17 protein-coding genes are annotated in these 18,574 nt (G+C 62.2%); 2 read left to right on the top strand and 15 right to left on the bottom strand.

Going from position 1 to position 18,574, the window contains the following annotated elements:
• Positions 1-2 precede the first annotated feature (2 nt).
• From hflK to ndk, 12 genes are all read right to left on the bottom strand, one after another.
• Entirely contained in the window at positions 3-1,379 is a 1,377-nt protein-coding gene (hflK, locus tag ACTJK4_RS14855) for an FtsH protease activity modulator HflK (protein WP_322016533.1), read from the bottom strand.
• A 55-nt stretch (positions 1,380-1,434) separates the two neighbouring features.
• Positions 1,435-2,688, bottom strand: coding sequence for a GTPase HflX (hflX, locus tag ACTJK4_RS14850; protein ID WP_440818267.1), 1,254 nt, complete (start codon positions 2,686-2,688; stop codon positions 1,435-1,437).
• Positions 2,689-2,761: 73 nt separating this feature from the next.
• Positions 2,762-3,001, bottom strand: a complete 240-nt coding sequence (hfq, locus tag ACTJK4_RS14845; RefSeq protein ID WP_004626316.1) for an RNA chaperone Hfq — start codon at positions 2,999-3,001, stop codon at positions 2,762-2,764.
• A 301-nt stretch (positions 3,002-3,302) separates the two neighbouring features.
• A complete protein-coding gene (gene der / locus ACTJK4_RS14840) occupies positions 3,303-4,646 on the bottom strand; it encodes a ribosome biogenesis GTPase Der (protein WP_232042513.1) in 1,344 nt (447 codons plus the stop codon).
• Positions 4,647-4,841: 195 nt separating this feature from the next.
• The gene (gene bamB / locus ACTJK4_RS14835) at positions 4,842-6,020 is read right to left on the bottom strand and encodes an outer membrane protein assembly factor BamB (protein WP_440818266.1); all 1,179 of its coding nucleotides are present in this window, start codon (positions 6,018-6,020) and stop codon (positions 4,842-4,844) included.
• Between the two features lie 48 nt (positions 6,021-6,068).
• Complete coding sequence (locus tag ACTJK4_RS14830) at positions 6,069-6,704, bottom strand: YfgM family protein (RefSeq protein ID WP_232042511.1); 636 nt, start codon at positions 6,702-6,704, stop codon at positions 6,069-6,071.
• Positions 6,705-6,768: 64 nt separating this feature from the next.
• Positions 6,769-8,091, bottom strand: a complete 1,323-nt coding sequence (gene hisS / locus ACTJK4_RS14825) for a histidine--tRNA ligase (protein ID WP_232042510.1) — start codon at positions 8,089-8,091, stop codon at positions 6,769-6,771.
• Positions 8,092-8,187: 96 nt separating this feature from the next.
• Positions 8,188-9,474 carry a flavodoxin-dependent (E)-4-hydroxy-3-methylbut-2-enyl-diphosphate synthase gene (gene ispG, locus ACTJK4_RS14820; protein ID WP_232042509.1) on the bottom strand — a complete coding sequence of 429 codons (1,287 nt, stop codon included), beginning with the start codon at positions 9,472-9,474 and terminating at the stop codon, positions 8,188-8,190.
• Positions 9,475-9,524: 50 nt separating this feature from the next.
• A complete protein-coding gene (locus ACTJK4_RS14815; RefSeq protein WP_440818265.1) occupies positions 9,525-10,607 on the bottom strand; it encodes a RodZ domain-containing protein in 1,083 nt (360 codons plus the stop codon).
• Entirely contained in the window at positions 10,600-11,397 is a 798-nt protein-coding gene (gene pilW, locus ACTJK4_RS14810; RefSeq protein WP_440076977.1) for a type IV pilus biogenesis/stability protein PilW, read from the bottom strand. Before pilW ends, ACTJK4_RS14815 begins: the two co-directional genes overlap by 8 nt.
• Entirely contained in the window at positions 11,394-12,545 is a 1,152-nt protein-coding gene (gene rlmN, locus ACTJK4_RS14805; protein ID WP_045204260.1) for a 23S rRNA (adenine(2503)-C(2))-methyltransferase RlmN, read from the bottom strand. The genes pilW and rlmN overlap by 4 nt, the downstream gene beginning before the upstream one ends.
• 43 nt (positions 12,546-12,588) lie before the next feature.
• The gene (gene ndk / locus ACTJK4_RS14800; protein WP_045204261.1) at positions 12,589-13,014 is read right to left on the bottom strand and encodes a nucleoside-diphosphate kinase; all 426 of its coding nucleotides are present in this window, start codon (positions 13,012-13,014) and stop codon (positions 12,589-12,591) included.
• Between the two features lie 369 nt (positions 13,015-13,383).
• Between ndk and ACTJK4_RS14795 the strand changes: the two genes are divergently transcribed.
• On the top strand, positions 13,384-14,085 hold the full coding sequence (locus ACTJK4_RS14795) for a Bax inhibitor-1/YccA family protein (protein ID WP_024975969.1): 702 nt from the start codon (positions 13,384-13,386) through the stop codon (positions 14,083-14,085).
• A 105-nt stretch (positions 14,086-14,190) separates the two neighbouring features.
• Here the strand turns inward: ACTJK4_RS14795 and rlmD are convergent, their stop codons facing one another.
• Positions 14,191-15,543: a 23S rRNA (uracil(1939)-C(5))-methyltransferase RlmD gene (gene rlmD / locus ACTJK4_RS14790; protein WP_440818352.1), complete on the bottom strand. Its 1,353-nt coding sequence runs from the start codon at positions 15,541-15,543 to the stop codon at positions 14,191-14,193.
• A 160-nt stretch (positions 15,544-15,703) separates the two neighbouring features.
• Between rlmD and ACTJK4_RS14785 the strand changes: the two genes are divergently transcribed.
• Positions 15,704-16,567, top strand: a complete 864-nt coding sequence (locus ACTJK4_RS14785) for an endonuclease/exonuclease/phosphatase family protein (protein WP_440818264.1) — start codon at positions 15,704-15,706, stop codon at positions 16,565-16,567.
• A gap of 34 nt (positions 16,568-16,601) precedes the next feature.
• Here the strand turns inward: ACTJK4_RS14785 and rpoS are convergent, their stop codons facing one another.
• Both rpoS and ACTJK4_RS14775 read right to left on the bottom strand, forming a co-directional pair.
• Positions 16,602-17,738 (bottom strand): RNA polymerase sigma factor RpoS, encoded by a 1,137-nt coding sequence (gene rpoS / locus ACTJK4_RS14780; protein ID WP_232042505.1) that lies wholly within the window; start codon positions 17,736-17,738, stop codon positions 16,602-16,604.
• An 8-nt stretch (positions 17,739-17,746) separates the two neighbouring features.
• The gene (locus ACTJK4_RS14775; RefSeq protein WP_316877780.1) at positions 17,747-18,574 is read right to left on the bottom strand and encodes a peptidoglycan DD-metalloendopeptidase family protein; all 828 of its coding nucleotides are present in this window, start codon (positions 18,572-18,574) and stop codon (positions 17,747-17,749) included.

Below are 18,574 nucleotides of genomic sequence, written 5' to 3'. Positions count from 1 at the left end.
TGTTAGCGCGAATCGCGGTCACGGTTGCGCAGTGCTTCGCGCGAGCGCGAATCTGCGTCATTGGCCGGCGACGGATTGGAGGGGGTCGGCACGCCCTGCGCAGAACCACTATCCTGGGGCGACGCACCAGGCGCGGCGGCCGGACGCGATGTATCGCCCTGCGTTTGCGCGATCAGCTTGTCCAGCGGCAGATACAACAGGCTGCCACTGCCCTGATCGACGAGCACCTTGGTCGAGTTGGCGTAAATGTCCTGCATGGTTTCCAGATAGATACGGTCGCGCGTGACCTGCGGCGCCTTCGCGTATTCGCGTTGCACCGACGCAAAGCGAGCCGCATCACCTTCCGCACGTGCAATGACCCGTGCCTTGTAGCCTTGCGCCTCTTCACCCAAACGTGCGGCGGTACCCTTGGCGCGCGGCACCACGTCGTTGGCATATGCCTGACCTTCGGAGATCGCACGCTCGCGGTCCTGCCCCGCCTTGGTCACGTCATCGAACGCGGCCTGCACCTGCTCGGGCGGCTGCACGCTCTGCACGTTGACGCTAAGGATTCGGATCCCGGTCTTATACGCCGACAAGATACGTTGAATCGACTCGGCCAGGTTGCGGCCAACGGCATCGCGACCTTCGTACAGCACCGCGTCCATCTTGTTGCGGCCGACGATCTCGCGCACCGACGTCTCTGCCGCCTGCGTCACCAGCTCTTCATCGCCGCCGCGGTCCGTACGGTTGTAGAACAGGTAGTCGACGGGGTTGGCAATGTTGTACTGAACCGAGAACCGCACGTCGACGATGTTCTCGTCTTGCGTGAGCATCGACGAGTCTTTCAGGTTTGTATCTTTGATCTGGGTAGTCCGACCGATTTCCAGCGTGCGTACACCCGACAGGTTCACGATCTCGTGCGATTCGATCGGATACGGCAAGCGCCAGTTGATACCTGGCGTTGCCAGATACTTGAAGCGGCCGAACTGCAGGATCACGCCCGTCTGGCCCTCCTGCACGATAAAGAAACCGCTGGCCAGCCACAGGCCAACAAGCACCGCCAGCAGCACACCGACGCCCAGGCCCGAACCACTTCGGCCATTACCCGGACGCAGCGGCGTGGGGCCGTCGTTACCGTTACCGCTATCCTTGCGACCGAACAGGTTATTCAGGCGGCGATTGAAGTCGCGCCACAACTCGTCGAGGTCGGGGGGGCCGTCCTGAGGCGGCTTGCTTTGACGCTTTGGCTCGTCTTTGCCTTCGCGCTCGGCGTTGTTGTCATCGCCGCGACCCCAGCGGGGATCGTTCAGCGAAAGCAGCACACGCAAGCGGTGCCACAAACCTCGCGCCGGACGCGGCGAGGCCATGGAGGAAGACTGGGTCGAAATCTCGGGCATGAGCGGTCGGGCTTGTCCTGATTGTCTGACTGCGAAGGAGTGACGGGGCATTCTATCAGCCCTCTTCGTCACCTTTGGCTGAAGAACCGCTGTTCGGCAAGCTTTGCGACAGTTCGTCACGGTGCGCCGGCAGCGAATCACGGCGGGTATCGAAGCGCGGATCGAAATCGCCGCCATGCGGCGCGGGGTGCTCACGCAAGCGGATCGCGGTCTCGACCAGCGCCTCGCGCAATAAATCGAGCCCGGTACCTTCGATGGCGGAAACGAACACACGCCGCACGGCGCCGGATTCGTCACGCTCGATGCGCGGGCCAGCCGCACGCAGCTCCTCCGCCGCGTCAATCTTGTTCATCACCAGAATCTGGGGAATGCCGCTGGCATTGATTTCATCCAGCACGCGATCTACCTGCTCCATCTGCTCATGCTTGACGGTGCTGGCTGCATCCACCACGTGCAGCAGCACGTCTGCGTGGACGGTCTCTTCCAGTGTGGCGCGGAAAGCCGCCACCAGTTGCGTGGGCAAATCGCGGATGAACCCGACCGTGTCCGACAGCACCACGTTGCCCAGCCCTTCGAGGTACAGCCGGCGGGATGTCGTATCCAGCGTGGCGAACAACTGGTTGGCCGCGTACGCGCGCGCCTTGGTCAGCGCATTGAAAAGCGTCGATTTGCCGGCGTTGGTGTAGCCGACCAGGGAGACGGAAAACGCGTCGTTGCGGCTGCGCGAACGGCGCTGCGTATCATGCTGACGCTGCAGTTTGTCCAACTCGGACGATAGCCGCTTGGCGCGTTCGTCCAACATCCGCCGGTCCAATTCGAGCTGACGCTCGCCCGGGCCACCGCGCAGACCGACACCGCCTTTCTGGCGCTCCAAGTGGCTCCACGCACGCACCAGACGTGCCGCCTGATATCGCACGCGAGCGAGCTCAACCTGCACCTTGCCGACGTGGCTTTGCGCGCGCTGGCTGAAAATATCGAGAATGAGGCCGGTCCGGTCCACCACGTGGCGCCCGAAAAAGCGCTCGAGGTTGCGCTGCTGAGCTGGGCTCAGCGCGTGGTTGAAGATGACGATTTCCGCGTCCTCCTCGTCTGCGGCGATCTTTACTTCCTCCGCCTTGCCTGCGCCGATGAACAGCGCTGCATCAGGCCGGGAACGCTTACCCGTAACCGCGCGCACCGGTTCAGAGCCGGCTGTGGAGGCCAGCAGGGCCAGTTCACTCAGGCTTTCTTGGAAATCATGCTTGCCGAAATCGATGGCGACCAAAATGGCGCGCGTCGGCTCCGAGCTGGAGGTGGGATGGGATGCCAAACGGGGAAATAGAGAAGGGAGAAACGGGGTGGGTGCGTCCCGCCGCGCGGACGGCGGCGGGAGCGAGGCAGAATCAGGCGTCAGGCGCTTCGTCCACGCGGAAGTTCACGGCACGGGCCGGCACCACGGTGGAGATTGCGTGCTTGTACACCATCTGCGTCACGGTATTACGCAGGAGCACGACGTACTGGTCGAACGACTCGATGTTGCCTTGCAGCTTGATACCGTTGACGAGATAGATCGACACCGGCACATGCTCCTTACGCAGCGCATTCAGAAACGGGTCTTGTAGCAATTGCCCTTTGTTGCTCATGGCACACTCCAGATTTATAGGTTTAGTGATGGGTTATGGGGCTAGGAAGCCCGGGTTCAAGCAGGCGACGCAAAAAAAGTTCGTCAAAAGAGTCGGCCAGACGCGTCCAAATGACGCCAATGGCGCCTGGGATTTGCAGACACCAAGCGCCATGTCTCGAGAATTTAGCCTTAGAAATCAGGGAAAGCAAACGGAAAACCGATGACCCCGCCATATGAAATGGCTCGGCCTTTTTGGTGATCCCCCGTTCAAATGCCCCCGCGTCACACGCCCCCGCCGTGGAGCACCGCCCGTGCGATGCTCAATCGTTCGATTGGGCGTACGGGTTTTTGTTCGTACGAAATTCGATCCGCAGCGGTGTGCCCTTCAGTTGGAAGGCCTCCCGGAAACGCCCTTCCAAGTAGCGGCGGTAGGTCTCGGGAATATTCGACAGCGCATTGCCGTGAATCACCACGATTGGCGGGTTGGAACCGCCCTGGTGCGCGTAGCGCAGCTTCGGGCGCGAGACGCCTGCGCGACGCGGCTGCTGATACTCGACTGCCTCCATCAGCACGCGCGTGAGCTTGGGTGTCGGCAGCTTGACCATGGCGGCAGCGTACGCGGCGTCCACGGACTTCATCAGCGCGCCAATGCCCGTGCCCTCCTTGGCCGAGATGTAATGCACGTTGGCAAACGAAAGGAACTGCAGCTTGCGCTCCATATCGTGCTTGATGCGATCGCGTGCATGGCCGGTCAGACCATCCCACTTGTTGACGCCAATCACCAGCGCCCGCCCGGACTCTACGATGAATCCGGCGATATGCGCGTCCTGGTCGGAAATGTCCTGCTGCGCGTCGAGGATCAGCACAACCACGTTGGCGTCGGCAATCGACTGCAGCGTCTTCACCACCGAGAACTTCTCAATTGCCTCGAACACCTTGCCACGCTTGCGCAAGCCGGCCGTATCGATGAGCGTGTAAGGCTTGCCGTTACGCTCGAAATCCACATAGATGGCGTCGCGCGTGGTGCCCGGCATATCGAATGCGATCACACGCTCTTCGCCGATCAACGCGTTCACCAGCGTCGACTTGCCCACGTTCGGACGACCAACGATGGCAATGCGGGTGCCATGGTCGTGCGCGTCGGCTGCCTCGGCAAGTTCAGGGCGCTCGGCAAACGCCAGGTCGAGCGCCTCGGCCACCAAATCATTGACCCCGTCACCGTGCGCGGCCGAGATGGCAGCCGGATCGCCCAGGCCAAGCTCGTAGAAGTCGCTGGCGACGGCGGTGTAGCGCATGCCCTCAGCCTTGTTGACGGCCAAAAGGATGCGGCGCCCGGTTTTGCGCAGATAGTCGGCGATCACGCGATCCTGCGGCGCCAGCCCCAGACGACCATCGACGATAAAGATCACGACATCGGCTTCGACCACGGCCTGACGCGTCTGCTTGGCCATCTCTGCAACGATGCCGTCCTTGGCGACAGGTTCGAAGCCGCCGGTATCGATAGCGATGAACGGACGATCGCCCACGCGGCCCTCACCGTAGTGGCGATCGCGCGTCAAGCCCGGGATATCCGCCACCAACGCGTCACGCGAGCGCGTCAGACGGTTGAAGAGGGTCGATTTGCCGACATTCGGCCGCCCTACGAGGGCAATGACTGGTTTCATGCTTGTGTGCCGCACGCGAATGGCGCCACGGCAAATTCTGGTTGTTGCAACTGCGGTTGGCATCTGTACGGCTGAATGCCTGACGACACAGATGCAAGACGCCCGCGGAATACGCGGGCGCAAGTTCAAGGCGGCGATACCGCCCCGATGTGATGCGTGTGCCGCCGCAGCCCATCCGGGCCAAGGCGGCCGATGTTACTTAGGCAGATAGCCGTAGACACCGCCACCGCGGGTTTGCACGACCAGCGTCTGGCCAACTACCACGGGTGCTGCTCCAATGGCGCTGCTGTCGGTCTTCACGCGGGCGACGAACTTGCCGTCATCACGGGACAGGAAGTGCAGCCAACCTTCGGAATCGCCCACGATGACCGCACGGCCAAACGCCAGCGGCGTGCCGAGGTCGCGCCACAGCAGCGCGTCGTTCTTCCAGAGGTCAGCGCCGTTTTGTGCGTTAAAACCGTAGACCACCGACTTCTCGTCAGCGGCAAACAGCCCGTCATCCTCTTGCGTTACACCGGTCGGCGACGAGAAATCACGACCCCAGCGCGGTGCGCCGGTGCTCGTATCGAAACATGCCACGCGCCCTTGGAAGCTGGCTGCACAGACTTGCGAACCGTTGACCGACGGTGCCCCCGTCACATCGTTCAGGCGCTCGATTTCCGATACCCCACGCGGATACGACACGGCAGCTTCCCAGCGCAAGGCGCCGTTGCTGGCCGACAGTGCGCCGAGCTTGCCGCCTGCAAATCCGAGGATGATGTTATCGCCGGAGAAAATCATCGGGAGACTGCTGCGCAGGTTCAGCGCCGACGGAGAACGCTGGTAAATCCACTTGCGTTCGCCATTGCTGGGGTCCAGACCCATGACGCGGCCATCGGTCGTACGGACGATCACCAATCCCTGGCCAACCAGCGGCGCCGTCAGGACTTCACCGTTGACAGCAACTTTCCACTTCTGTGCGCCTTTCTCGTCGAACGCGATGACCGCGCCCTTCTCACCCGCCACGGCTGTCAGGGTGCCATCGCTGCCGGGACCGGAGGTGAGGTCCACGTCTGCCTTGCCTTGCCAAACCGTGCGACCGGTGGCGCCATCCAGGGCGGTCACAGTACCGCCAGCGGCCGACACATAGACGTTGTTGCCCGCCACCGCCGGCTGCATCACGTAGCGGCCGCTCTTGCCGACGCTCACGCTCCACACCTGGCGCACGACCAGCACTTGCTGAACGTCCTTCAGCTTGGCCGGCTCATGCTTGTTCTTGCTGCTGAACAGCGAGCAACCGCCAAGGACGGCCGTCGCTGCCAGTGCCAGCACTGCCACGCGTGCCGCCCGTGCAACACCGCGCGCAGCACCACCCTGCTCAAGTGCGTGAATCATGAAATCGGGATCCTTTTGTTATGCGTCGAATTGCATGGGGTGCGCCAATCAGGCGCCGCCCAGGGCATCCAGCTTGAACTGCACGATCTGGCGCGCCGAAGCATCAGCCGGACCGAACTTTTCCAGCGCCAGCTTGTAGGCGGCACGGGCATCTTCGTTCTTGTTCTGCGCGGCCAGAAGATCGCCGCGACGATCGGCGTACAAGCCCGCGAACGCCGGCGCTACGTCGCCGGAGACTAGCGCGATGCCCTGATCGTAGGCTTTCTCATCGAGCAGGAGACCGGCCAGACGCAGCTTGGCGAGCGCTTTGTATTCATCGTCGCGCGCGTGATCAACCGTCCATTGCAGCTGCGCCTTGGCGCCGGCCGCATCGTTGGCTTCGTAAAGCGCCTTGGCCGCGGCCAACGCGGTCATCTGCGCGTAGGCCGTGCCGCCGAACTTGTCTTCCATGTCAGTCGCGGCACGCTTGATCTTTTCAGCGTCCTTGCCATCAACGGCCTTCTGCACTTGCTCGTACAGCACGGACGCTTCGCCGGCCTGCTTACGCTGCCAGTTTTTCCAGCCGAACCAACCGGCCACGGCCAGCAGCACCACGATGGCGACCCACGTGATCACGTTGCCGTTATCACGCCACCAGTGCTTGAGACTCTCTATCTGTTCCTGTTCTTCGAGATCGTAGGCCATGCTTTGCAGAGCTTGAATATTGGAAGTGAATCACGGTGGTTCGCTGCCGAACGCACTGTCGCGATTAGTCGTTGTTGGCCACCATGGCGTCAATCAGGCGGTCGACCAGTTGGTCCGACGGCACGGTCTGCTGGGCATCCGCGGCCGGATCGCCACGCAGCGGTTTGATCTGTGCAACACCTTGGGTGACTTCATCGTCGCCAATGATAACCGCATAGGATGCGCCACTTGCGTCAGCACGCTTGAACTGCGACTTGAAGCTGCCGTTGCGACCTTCCGGCGAGGCGTGAAGGATGACGTCGAGGCCGGCATCACGCAGCCGCTCTGCCGCAATCAACGCCTGAACCTGCGCCTCATCGCCCTGATGGACGATGTAGACGTCACAGCCTTGCGCTTCGGGCTCCAGCTTCTCCTCACGCAACAGTTCGATGATGCGCTCAACGCCCATCGCCCAACCACACGCGGGGGCTGGCTTCCCGCCGATCTGCTCGATCAGCGGGTCATAGCGGCCGCCGCCGGCCACGGTGCCCTGTGCACCCAGCTTATCGGTGGTCCACTCGAAGACGGTCAGGTTGTAATAATCCAGCCCGCGCACCAGACGCGGATTGATGGTGAACGGAATGTTGTTCGCCTTCAGCAGCCTCTGCACGCCTTCAAAGTGCGCGCGCGATTCGTCGCCCAGATAGTCGATCAGCTTCGGCGCGCCCCCCGCCATTTCCTGCAGCGCCGGATTCTTTGTGTCGAGCACCCGCAGCGGATTGGTGTAAAGACGGCGCTTGCCGTCCTCATCCAGAATGTCCTGGAAGCCTTCCAGATATTTGATGAGATCGGCGCGGTGCGCAGCGCGCTCCTCCGCCTGACCGAGCGAATTCAACTCAAGCTTCAGACCGACCAGACCGAGATCGTCCCACAGGCGCTGGCACATCAGGATGACTTCTGCGTCGATGTCCGGGCCCGCAAAGCCCAGCGCTTCCACACCCACCTGATGGAACTGGCGATAGCGACCGCGCTGCGGACGCTCGTGGCGGAACATCGGGCCGGTGTACCACAAGCGCTTCGGGCCGTCGTACAGCAGGTTGTGCTCGATCACGGCGCGCACGGCGGCGGCGGTGCCTTCCGGGCGCATGGTCAGTTGCTCGCCGTTCAACGCATCGGTGAAGGTGTACATCTCCTTCTCGACGATGTCCGTCACCTCGCCGATGCCACGCACGAACAATTGCGTCTGCTCGACGATCGGCGTGCGGATCTGCTGGTAGCCATAGGCGCGCAGCATGCTGCGCACGGCGTTATCAAAATGCTCCCACAGCGGGGCGTCACTAGGCAGCAGATCGTTCATGCCTTTGACGCCGGCGATCTTCTGCACGCGTTGTTTTTGTGTATCGCTCATGATGTCACGTTGAAAGCCCGCCTCTCGCATCTACCTTCGTACGGGGGCCGGCCGGTCGTTTCGCGCTTCAGTTTCAAGCTTTGAAGCCTGTGCCGCTTAGACCGTCGCCGGGGTCTGTGCGCCGTAATGCGTGCGCACGTACTCGTCGACGATCGTCTGGAATTCTTCTGTGATGCGCTCGCCGCGCAGCGTTTTCACCTTCACGCCGTCAACGAACACCGGCGCCGCCGGCGATTCGCCCGTGCCTGGCAGCGAAATGCCGATGTTGGCGTGCTTGCTCTCGCCGGGGCCGTTGACGATGCAGCCCATCACGGCCACGTTCATCTCTTCGACGCCGGGGTACTGCTTTTTCCACGTCGGCATCTGCTCACGCAGGTACGACTGGATGCGCGCCGCCAACTCCTGGAACACAGTACTGGTCGTGCGCCCGCAACCCGGGCACGCGATCACCATGGGCGTGAAATTGCGCAGGCCCATGGTCTGCAGAATCTCTTGCGCGACGATGACTTCCTTCTCGCGCGGCGCACCCGGTTCCGGCGTGAGCGAAATGCGGATCGTGTCGCCGATGCCCTCCTGCAGCAACACCGAAAGCGCCGCCGTGGAAGCGACAATCCCCTTGCTACCCATGCCTGCCTCTGTCAGCCCCAGGTGCAGCGCGTAATTGCAGCGACGCGCCAACTCGCGGTACACAGCAATCAGATCCTGCACCGCTGACACCTTGCACGACAGGATGATCTGGCTGCCCGGCAAGCCAAGCTCTTCAGCCTTCTGCGCGGACTGGATCGCCGAGGTAATCAGCGCCTCGACCATCACAGCCCGGGCATCCCACGGAGTTGCACGCCGTGCGTTCTCGTCCATGATGCGCGCGAGAAGATCCTGATCAAGGCTGCCCCAGTTCACGCCGATACGCACCGGCTTGTCGTAGCGGCAGGCGATCTCGATCATCTGTGCGAACTGCGTGTCTCGCTTGGCACCCTGCCCGACGTTGCCCGGGTTGATCCGATACTTGGAAAGCGCCTGCGCGCACTCCGGATAGTCCTGCAGCAACTTGTGGCCGTTGTAGTGAAAATCGCCGACCAGCGGCACGTCCACACCCATGCGGTCGAGCTGCTCGCGGATGGCCGGCACTGCAGCAGCAGCGGCCGGCGTATCGACCGTGATGCGCACCAACTCAGAGCCGGCGCGTGCGAGTTCCTTTACCTGGATTGCGGTACCGATGGCGTCCGACGTGTCGGTATTCGTCATCGATTGCACGCAGACTGGCGCATCGCCGCCAACGTGCACAACGCGATCGCCCCAGCGGATTTCTGCCGCGCGCGAGTTCCGGCGCGGCAACGGGCCCACCAAGGCTGGAGCGCAATCGAGAGGCGTGGTGATTTCCATGATCAGGCAAGGCGCGCCGCCTACAGGCACCGCGCCATTTACAAAACGGTTCAGGGCAACGTAGCCCGTGCCACGCGATTGCGGGCGTACTTCTGAAGATCGACGGTGGCACCGCCCACGGCCAGCGATTCGACAGCTTCCGCGTTGCCAAAGACGACCTTGAACGGCGGCGTGCCGGTCAGATCGCGCGCGTCGCCTTCCTTGGAAATACCACTGGCGAGCGTCTTGCCGGTCTTATCTTTGATCTCGTACCAGGACGGACCCGAGAAGCGTACCGAAACCGTGCCGCTGCCCGATTCAGCCGGCTTGGCGGCTTCTGCCGGCAGCGCAACGACCGGAGCGTCGACGTTGATGACAGCCGGCTTGGCACTCGCACCCGGTACAGCGGGAGCCGGCGCGCCACCGTTGTCCGAACGCGGCAGCGTAGGCGGCGGCGCCAGCGGCGCAGTCACCACACCGGAGGCCGGAGCGGCCGGTGCAACGGGCGTCAATGGCGTCGGCATCGAAGCGGCCGGCGCTTCTGCCGGTGCCTGCTCAGCCGCCGGAGCCACTTGCGCGGGCGCGGCTTGCTCCGCAGTCGGTGCTTCCTTCGCGGTTGAGTCGGTGCTCTGCGTAGCCGCCGTTTGCGTGGCAAACCACTGCTTGAGACGGTCCATACCCGCAAGCGCACCGGCGGCCACGATCACCGCAACCAGCACGCCAATCAGCCAGCGACCACTGCCACCCCGACGCTTGGCAAAGCTCGGCTTGTCAGAGAACGATTCACCGAGCCCGCCTTCAGGGCGCAATCCGATGTTGGTGACCTGCGCACGCGCGTTCAAACGCGCAAGCTGATCATCGACATCGACCTGCAGAGCGCGCGCATAGGCGCGGATGAGGCCCTTGGTAAACGTCATGTCGGGCAACGCACTGACATCCGCCGACTCCACCGCCAACAACTTGCCCGGCGCCACTTTCAAGCGCGTGGCCAGATCGTCGACCGTCAGACGCTGACGCTCGCGGCCGGCACGCAGACGTTCGGCAATCTGACGCAACGCATCGTCGCGCTCAGGCGACGCGGCGGCAGGCGGATTCGAGGCAGGCGCTGTGCCGTGAGAGAGGTCGGCAGCGTTTGCCACGTCGCGGTCAGTCATCCCAGGCTCCTCGTTCGAATGCCGCCTCTTCGGGCGCATTGGGGAAGCGACGCTGCAATTGCGCGCTCCATGCGTTCTGCTGCGAAGTGTCACCCAGGCGACGCGCGATGCGCGCGCCCAGCCACAGGCTTTCTGCGGTCGCATTGCCACGGCCATTCACACGTTCGATAAACGGCATGGCACGCGCATATTCGCGGCGTTTGTAATAGAGCTGCGCCAACGTGAGGTTAGTCAGCAGATTGTTCGCGTCGATGTAGGTGGCGCGCGTCAGGCTCTTCTCCGCGCTATCAAGATCGCCCTGACGCATCTGGCAAACGCCCAGGTTCGTCCACGGTTTGGCCGGGCTGGCAGCAGCAGGCGTCTCGATGGCCCGGCGCAACATCGCCATGCCTTGATCCGGCTTGCCGCCTTGCGAGCACAGGAACCAGCCATAGTTGTTCAGCAGGTCACCATCTTGCGGAGTCGCGGCCAGCGCGCTGCGGAAACTCTCGTCAGCCTGTTCGCGTTGACCGAGATTCATATAGGCCAGCGCGCGGATGTGATACGCATTTGGGACACTCGGATCAATCGCGATGGCGTTCTTGATTTCCTCAAGCGCTGTCGCATTCTGACCAGCTTCCAAGTATTGCGTCGCGAGCTGCAACCGGATCGCGGCGCGACGGCCGGCGTCAGCCTTTTGATCCGGGACGGTCGTGACTTCTCGTGTCTGTGTCTGGACCGGCGGCGACAATGCGCACCCGGCAGCTGCCAGCGTGAAGACCAGACTGACAGCAGTCGACCAACGCTTCATGCGGTACCCATGCGGTGAGTTGAGTCGGCCCCGACCACGGGGATCTCGACGATCTTGCCGAACTTGCCGCGCTCGGCCAGGCGTGTGCGATCTTTGACCTCGCCGGCGAGCTGACCGCAGGCCGCATCGATGTCGTCACCCCGCGTCTTGCGGATGGTCGTGACAATGCCGGCATCCAGCAGCACCTGTGAAAAGCGGCGGATCTGCTCATTGTTCGAGCGCTTCAACCCCGATTCCGGGAACGGGTTGAATGGGATCAGATTGAACTTGCACGGCACGTCGGCCACGACGCGCAGCAGTTCACGGGCATGCTCGACGGTGTCGTTGACGCCATCAAGCATGCAGTATTCAAAGGTGATGAAATCGCGCGGCGCAAACTCAAGATAGCGGCGGCAAGCTGCCATCAGTTCGGCCAGCGGGTACTTCTTGTTGAGCGGCACGAGCACGTCGCGCAACGCATCGTTGGACGCATGCAGAGACACTGCAAGCGCCACGGGCACATCGCGCGCAAGGCGGTCCATCATCGGCACAACGCCAGAAGTGGACACCGTTACGCGGCGCCGCGAAAGGCCATACGCATTGTCATCCAGCATCAGGGCCAGCGCCGGCACCACGGCGTCGTAGTTCAGCAGCGGCTCGCCCATGCCCATCATTACCACGTTGGTGATGACGCGATCGTCCTTGGGGCCGCGGCCGAGCTGCTTGCGCATGGCGAATTCGGCCATCCACAGCTGACCGATAATCTCGCCCGTGCTGAGATTGCGCGAGAAGCCCTGCTTGCCGGTCGAACAGAACCGGCAGTTGACGGCACACCCCGCCTGAGACGATACGCACAACGTGCCACGCGTCTCTTCGGGGATGTAGACCGTCTCGACGGCATTGCCCTGCCCTACGTCGACGAGCCACTTGCGCGTGCCGTCCGACGAAAGGTGATCGGTAATGACCGCCGGCGCCTGGATGTTGGCGCGGGTCGCAAGCTTTTCGCGCAGCGACTTGGCGAGATCGGTCATCTCGCCAAAATCGGATGCGCCCGACTGGTGAATCCAGCGCTGCAACTGCTTGGCGCGAAACGACTTCTCGCCCAGGCTCTCGCAGTACGCGATAAGGCCCTGTGCGTCGAAATCGAGGAGATTCACCACATCGCTCATGACTTGCAACCCGAAACCACCAATTCCAGTCTAGTGTTGACGCTTAGCGGCTGTAAATGTTCAGGCCCGGGAAGAAGAAAGCGACTTCCACGGCAGCCGTTTCAGCAGCATCCGAACCGTGCACGGCGTTGGCGTCGATGCTGTCAGCGAAGTCGGCACGAATCGTGCCCTTCTCAGCCTTCTTCGGGTCGGTTGCACCCATCAGGTCACGGTTCTTGGCGATTGCGTTTTCGCCTTCCAGTGCCTGCACCATCACCGGGCCCGAGATCATGAAGTCCACCAGATCCTTGAAGAACGGGCGCTCCTTGTGCACGGCGTAGAACTGCTCGGCTTCTGCGCGCGACAGATGGATCATCTTGGCCGCGACGACCTTCAGGCCTGCGCCTTCGAAGCGGGCGTAGATCTGGCCGATGACATTCTTGGCCACGGCATCCGGTTTGATAATCGACAAAGTGCGTTCGAGCGCCATCAAAAACTCCAAAAAATGAAGGTGTTACGTGAAAGATAAACGTTAGATTCTAACACGGGAGGGAGCCAGATTGAATGTCAAGCGGTGCAACCCCACGCCACGAATGCTGGCAAAGCCACGAGATTCAGCGATCACTTCGCACTGAGCACACCACCAGTTCGATGAACGCGCCTTAGGATCCCCTTATCGGGCGCACGGAAAGTCACCTGCGGAGGGCATTTTCCGCCGTGATTGCCTGCCAGCGACCGGAACCGCGTGGCATGCTGGCTCTCCAACTAAGGACGATGCGGCTTGCAAAAGCCGTCTTCGGATGCCACATTCGCTGCGTCGTCGCATTGTCTGCAATGTCATTCACCCCAAGGAGTTCGCATGGACAACCAACTCAACACGTACGGTTTTGGCGCTTCCGGCACCGCCGGCGCGTTGGCCGTCCGCAACCGCGTGCTGCGCAATACCTATTGGCTGCTCGCGCTTTCCATGATCCCCACCATCCTCGGTGCGTGGATCGGTGTCGCCACCGGATTCAACCTGATGGGGCGTAACCCGCTGATGGGGTTCGTCATCTTCATGGCAGTGGCCTTTGGCTTCTTCTACGCCATTGAGCGCTTCAAGAACAGCGGCCTGGGCGTGGCCCTGCTGTTGGGCTTCACGTTCTTCATGGGGCTGATGCTGTCGCGGCTGATCGGCATGATCCTGGGCTTCTCGAACGGCGCGTCGCTCATCATGACGGCGTTCGGCGGGACAGCGATCATCTTCGGTGTGATGGCGACGGTCGCCACGGTCAGCAAGCGTGATTTCTCTGGGCTGGGCAAGTGGCTGTTCATGGGCGTGCTGGTGCTGATCGTAGGCTCGGTGGCCAATATCTGGCTGCAACTGCCGGCGATGATGCTCACGATCTCGGTGCTGGCCATCGCGATCTTCTCTGCCTATATCCTGTTCGATGTGCAGCGCATCGTGAACGGCGGCGAGACCAACTACGTGACCGCCACCCTGGCGATCTACCTGGATGTTTACAACATCTTCACGAACCTGCTGGCGATCCTCGGCATCTTCGGCGGAAATCGCAACTGACCGAAATTCGCCCCCCCCCACGCGCGAGCACTGGCGCGTAGCAACAAAAAAACCGGCGCCTAGTGCGCCGGTTTTTTGTTGTCCGCAAGATTACGTGACGAGTGCTTAGTCGCGCTCGAATACCGCCATCGACTCGACGTGCGATGTGTGCGGGAACATGTTCACTACGCCCGCACCGGCCAGCCTGTAGCCGGCTTCATGCACAAGCAGACCCGCGTCGCGCGCCAGCGTCGCCGGATTGCAGGACACGTAGACGATGCGCTTCGGCAACAATTCAGCCGCATCACCACCACGCTGAAACAACTCGGCCAGCGCCTTGGACACAGCCAGCGCGCCTTCGCGCGGCGGATCGATCAGCCAACGGTCAAACTTGCCCAGCGCGGCAATATAATCAGCCGTCACTTCGAACAGATTGCGGCAAGCAAATGTTGTCTTCGCGTCCAGGCCGTTGTACTGGGCGTTGGCCAAGGCACGCGTCGTCAGCGCCTCACTGCCCTCGATCCCCATAACCTCGCGGGCACGCGTCGCCATTGGCAGCGTGAAGTTGCCGATACCGCAGAACAGGTCGAGCAGCCGATCACCCGGTTGCGCATCGAGCAGCTTCAGCGCCCGCGACATCAGCACCCGGTTGATCTGGTGATTGACCTGCGTGAAATCAGTCGGCTTGAACGGCATGGTGATGCCGAACTCGGGCAGCGTGTACGTCAGCGTACGATCAAGCGGATGGAACGGATAAACCGTATCCGGCCCCTTGGGCTGCAGCCAGAACTGAACGTTGTGATGATCGGCAAAAGCGCGCAGCTCGGCCTCATCCTCAGCGGTGATCGGCTCGAGGTTACGCAGCACCAACGCGGTCACATCCTGGCCGACTGCGAGCTCGATCTGCGGCATGCGCTGCACGATCGAGAGGCGCCCCACCAATTCGCGCAACGGCACCAGCAGCGCGGACACGTGCGGCGGCAACACCTCGCACGACGTCATGTCCGCCACATAACTGCTTTTGCGCTCGTGAAAACCCACCAGCACGCCACCTTTGGCCGCAACATGGCGCACGGTCAAACGCGCCCGATAGCGGTAGCCCCAATCCGGGCCAGCAATGGGCCGGAACACCACGTCCGGACGCAGCTTGGCCAAATGCCACAGATCGTCTTCCAGCACGCGCTGCTTGATCGCAACCTGCGCGCGCGAATCCAGATGCTGCATCGAGCAACCACCGCACACACCAAAGAACTTGCATTGCGGCGTCACGCGCGAGGCGGACTGGCGCAGAATGTTCACGACGCTCGCCTGCTCGTATGAAGGCTTGACGCGGTGACTGCGATACATCACCCGCTCACCCGGCAGTGCGCCTTCCACAAAAACAACCTTGCCCGGCGTGCCATCCTCGTTCATCAAACGCCCGATGCCACGCGCTTCGCCATCGAGCGAGACGATGTCCAGCGGCCCTGCCACGGGCATTTCGGGCTTACGGCGACCACGTGGCTTGGCCGACGGTGCGTCCGGCGCAACCGTTGCTGGAGCAGAAGAGGAAGGCGTGACGTTGGGTGCAGCTTGAGACACGAGCGAGCCTGGGCAAAATGAGGGCAAGGGCGGCATTGTAAGACACTGGAGGACCAGCATGGGCACCGTCATCCTGACGTGGAACATCCAATGGGGCCGGGGCGCCGACGGACACGTCAGCCTCGAGCGCCAACTCGCGCAAGCACGTGCGATGGACGAATTTGACGTGTTATGCCTGCAGGAAGTCACCTCCGGCTTCAGCGACCTCCCGGGCCGACCGGGCGTCGACCAATGGAGCGAGCTGACCGAGGCGCTTGGCAGCGAATACACCGTCATCAGTGGATTCGCGCTGGAGCGCCACAACGGCGCGCAAGCGCAGCGCTTCGGCAACGCCATTGTCACGCGCCTGCCCGTGCATTACATCCGGCGCCACGCATTGCCCTGTCCGCCCGATGCCACACCGTGCATGCCGCGCATGGCCATTGAGGCAATCGTGCAGGCGCCGTTCGGTGCCTTGCGTGTTGTCACCACACATCTGGAGTACTACTCGGAACATCAGCGTGTCGCGCAAGTCGATGCTCTGCGGGCCATCCACGCAGAAGGTTGCGCGCGCACGACTCAACCATCCGTGCTTGGCACAGAGCCCGAAGCTGGCCCTTTCCGCCCGCTTGCACAGACCTCGGCAACCATCGTCTGCGGCGATTTCAACTGCAAGCCCGACTCGACGCCCAAGCGCTTGGCTACCGTGCCATTCACTCGCGAACCCGCTTTGCATGATGCGTGGGAGATTGCGCACGGCGCGACGCCGCAGCCACCGACTTTCGGCGTGCACGACCGCGCTGGGTGGACCGAACCGGCCTACGCGTGCGATTTCATGCTGGTCAGCGAACCACTGAAGCCGCGCGTTCTGCGCCTGGAAGTCAACAGCACCACCCAGGCATCGGATCATCAACCGATGCTGCTGGAGCTTCGGAACGACTAGAAAAAGAGACGAGGGACAAAGGGACAGCAGTGCCTTACAGCACCGCGTCCTTGCGCACGCCTTGCGAGGCGAAATGGCGTTTGAGCTTCACCAGCGCTTCCTGCTGAATCTGACGCACGCGTTCACGCGTCAAACCCATCTCGGCGGCAAGTTCTTCCAACGTCGCGGGCTCGATGTAGTTAAGGCCGAAGCGGCGCTCAACGACATAGCGATGCTTGTCAGACAAGCGTGCGAGCCACGACTTCATCAAGAGTGACAGCTCGCGATGTGCCACCTCTTGATCGGGCGAGGCACCATGCTCGTCCGACAGGAAATCGAGCAGGCTCGTACCCGGGTCGAGATCGAACGGCGTATCCAGCGAAGTCGTGTGCTCATTGAGCGAGAGCACGTCCTGCACTTCCTCCGTGGTCTTGCCGAGCAGGTGGGCGATGTCTTCAAGACTTGCGTCTCGGCCATCCACGCCACTCTTTTCCAGATGGCGCTTGGCGCGCAGCACCTGGTTGAGCTCGCGAATCACATGCACCGGCAAACGAACCGTGCGCGCCTGATTCATGATCGCGCGCTCGATGCTCTGGCGAATCCACCACGTTGCATAGGTGGAGAAGCGGAATCCGCGTTCCGGATCGAACTTTTCGATCGCGTGCATCAGCCCAAGGTTGCCCTCTTCAATCAAATCAAGGAGCGGCACACCGCGGTTCAGATAGCCCTTGGCAATGCTTACGACCAAGCGGAGATTGCGCTCGATCATGACTTGGCGCGCGGCAAACTCGCCAGCCTTGGCCAACGTCGAGAAATGCAGTTCTTCGGCCGGCGTCAGAAGCGGCTTGATGCTGATGCGATTGAGATAGTGCTGAACGGTGTCGGCGGCCAGTTCGGCCTGCAGCACCTTGCGGAAATCTTCCTCTGGTGCAGCTTCCTCGGCCTCTTCACCTTCTTCCTCTTCTTCATCGGGCTCGTCGGCACTGTCCGACGTGTCGTTGAGTTCGGCGGAATCGGAAACGGGCAGGTCGTCGACGAGCGCGTCGACGACTTCGATCTCTTCAGCGGGCGGCTGCGCCTCGCCGCGCGCACGCCGCCCAGCGCGCCCATTCGGGGTGCGCTGGCCCTCTACAGCAGCGTCGATGTTGTCATCGGCGGGGGTGACGGGCGTGGCGGCTTTCTGGCGCGGCATGCATTCCTCTATTGAGGCGGCAAGTAGCGCATCGGATCGACCGGCTTACCGTTGCGGCGCACTTCAAAATGAAGCTTCACGCGATCCGCATCGGTACTGCCCATTTCGGCGATCTTCTGCCCTTTCTTAACCGTGGATTGCTCGGTGACCAGAACCTTATCGTTGTTGCCGTAGGCGGTCAGGAACGTGTCGTTGTGTTTGATGATGACAAGATTCCCGTACCCACGCAAGGGTCCAACGTGGATCACTTTTCCGTCGTCGGCAGCGACCACCGCGTCACCACGTTTGCCACCAATGTCGATGCCCTTGTTGCTCTTGTCATCGAAACGGTTGATGAGCGAGCCGCGGGCAGGCCACGCCAGCGAAATTGCGCCGTCGGTTGCCCCGGCAGGAGCGCTGGACGACGCTGCGGGCGGCGGCGTGACCGGTGCGGAATCGACCGGCTGCGTGCTCGTGTTGGCGGGGCGAACCGGCGTGACCACGGCCCCGGTGCTGCTGACTTCCGCGTTCGGCGGAACGACGCGCAACAGCTGATCGACTTCGATCTGGTTGGGGTTGGCGATGTTGTTCCAGGCCACTAGGTCACGCGGCGCCTGGCCGTTACGCAAGGCGATGCTGTACAAGGTATCGCCACGCTTGACCCGATAGTAGCCGGGGGGCGGTGGCTCTTGCGACACGGTGCCAGTGTTGCCGGCGCGCGATGTACGATCGAGAACGGGCGCTTGGTTGCCGGAGGATGCGCAAGCCGCCAGTAGTGCGGCCGATACCATCGCCACGGCGAGCCGGCCTGCGCGTACGGGGCTTGGACGGTTCATGGAGCTCCGGGAAATGAACAT

The organism is Ralstonia sp. 22111, assembly GCF_052045895.1.
GTDB classification, from domain to species: domain Bacteria; phylum Pseudomonadota; class Gammaproteobacteria; order Burkholderiales; family Burkholderiaceae; genus Ralstonia; species Ralstonia wenshanensis.
This window is presented reverse-complemented; position numbering and strand designations above follow the sequence as displayed.

Bases quoted from the DNA above. Each gene is read 5' to 3' on its own strand.
- hflK (WP_322016533.1), bottom strand. From the start codon at position 1,379: ATGCCCGAGATTTCGACCCAGTCTTCCTCCATGGCCTCGCCGCGTCCG.
- hfq (WP_004626316.1), bottom strand. From the start codon at position 3,001: ATGAGCAACAAAGGGCAATTGCTACAAGACCCGTTTCTGAATGCGCTG.
- der (WP_232042513.1), bottom strand. From the start codon at position 4,646: ATGAAACCAGTCATTGCCCTCGTAGGGCGGCCGAATGTCGGCAAATCG.
- bamB (WP_440818266.1), bottom strand. From the start codon at position 6,020: ATGATTCACGCACTTGAGCAGGGTGGTGCTGCGCGCGGTGTTGCACGG.
- ACTJK4_RS14830 (WP_232042511.1), bottom strand. From the start codon at position 6,704: ATGGCCTACGATCTCGAAGAACAGGAACAGATAGAGAGTCTCAAGCAC.
- hisS (WP_232042510.1), bottom strand. From the start codon at position 8,091: ATGAGCGATACACAAAAACAACGCGTGCAGAAGATCGCCGGCGTCAAA.
- ispG (WP_232042509.1), bottom strand. From the start codon at position 9,474: ATGGAAATCACCACGCCTCTCGATTGCGCTCCAGCCTTGGTGGGCCCG.
- ACTJK4_RS14815 (WP_440818265.1), bottom strand. From the start codon at position 10,607: ATGACTGACCGCGACGTGGCAAACGCTGCCGACCTCTCTCACGGCACA.
- pilW (WP_440076977.1), bottom strand. From the start codon at position 11,397: ATGAAGCGTTGGTCGACTGCTGTCAGTCTGGTCTTCACGCTGGCAGCT.
- rlmN (WP_045204260.1), bottom strand. From the start codon at position 12,545: ATGAGCGATGTGGTGAATCTCCTCGATTTCGACGCACAGGGCCTTATC.
- ndk (WP_045204261.1), bottom strand. From the start codon at position 13,014: ATGGCGCTCGAACGCACTTTGTCGATTATCAAACCGGATGCCGTGGCC.
- ACTJK4_RS14795 (WP_024975969.1), top strand. From the start codon at position 13,384: ATGGACAACCAACTCAACACGTACGGTTTTGGCGCTTCCGGCACCGCC.
- rlmD (WP_440818352.1), bottom strand. From the start codon at position 15,543: ATGCCCGTGGCAGGGCCGCTGGACATCGTCTCGCTCGATGGCGAAGCG.
- ACTJK4_RS14785 (WP_440818264.1), top strand. From the start codon at position 15,704: ATGGGCACCGTCATCCTGACGTGGAACATCCAATGGGGCCGGGGCGCC.
- rpoS (WP_232042505.1), bottom strand. From the start codon at position 17,738: ATGCCGCGCCAGAAAGCCGCCACGCCCGTCACCCCCGCCGATGACAAC.
- ACTJK4_RS14775 (WP_316877780.1), bottom strand. From the start codon at position 18,574: ATGTTCATTTCCCGGAGCTCCATGAACCGTCCAAGCCCCGTACGCGCA.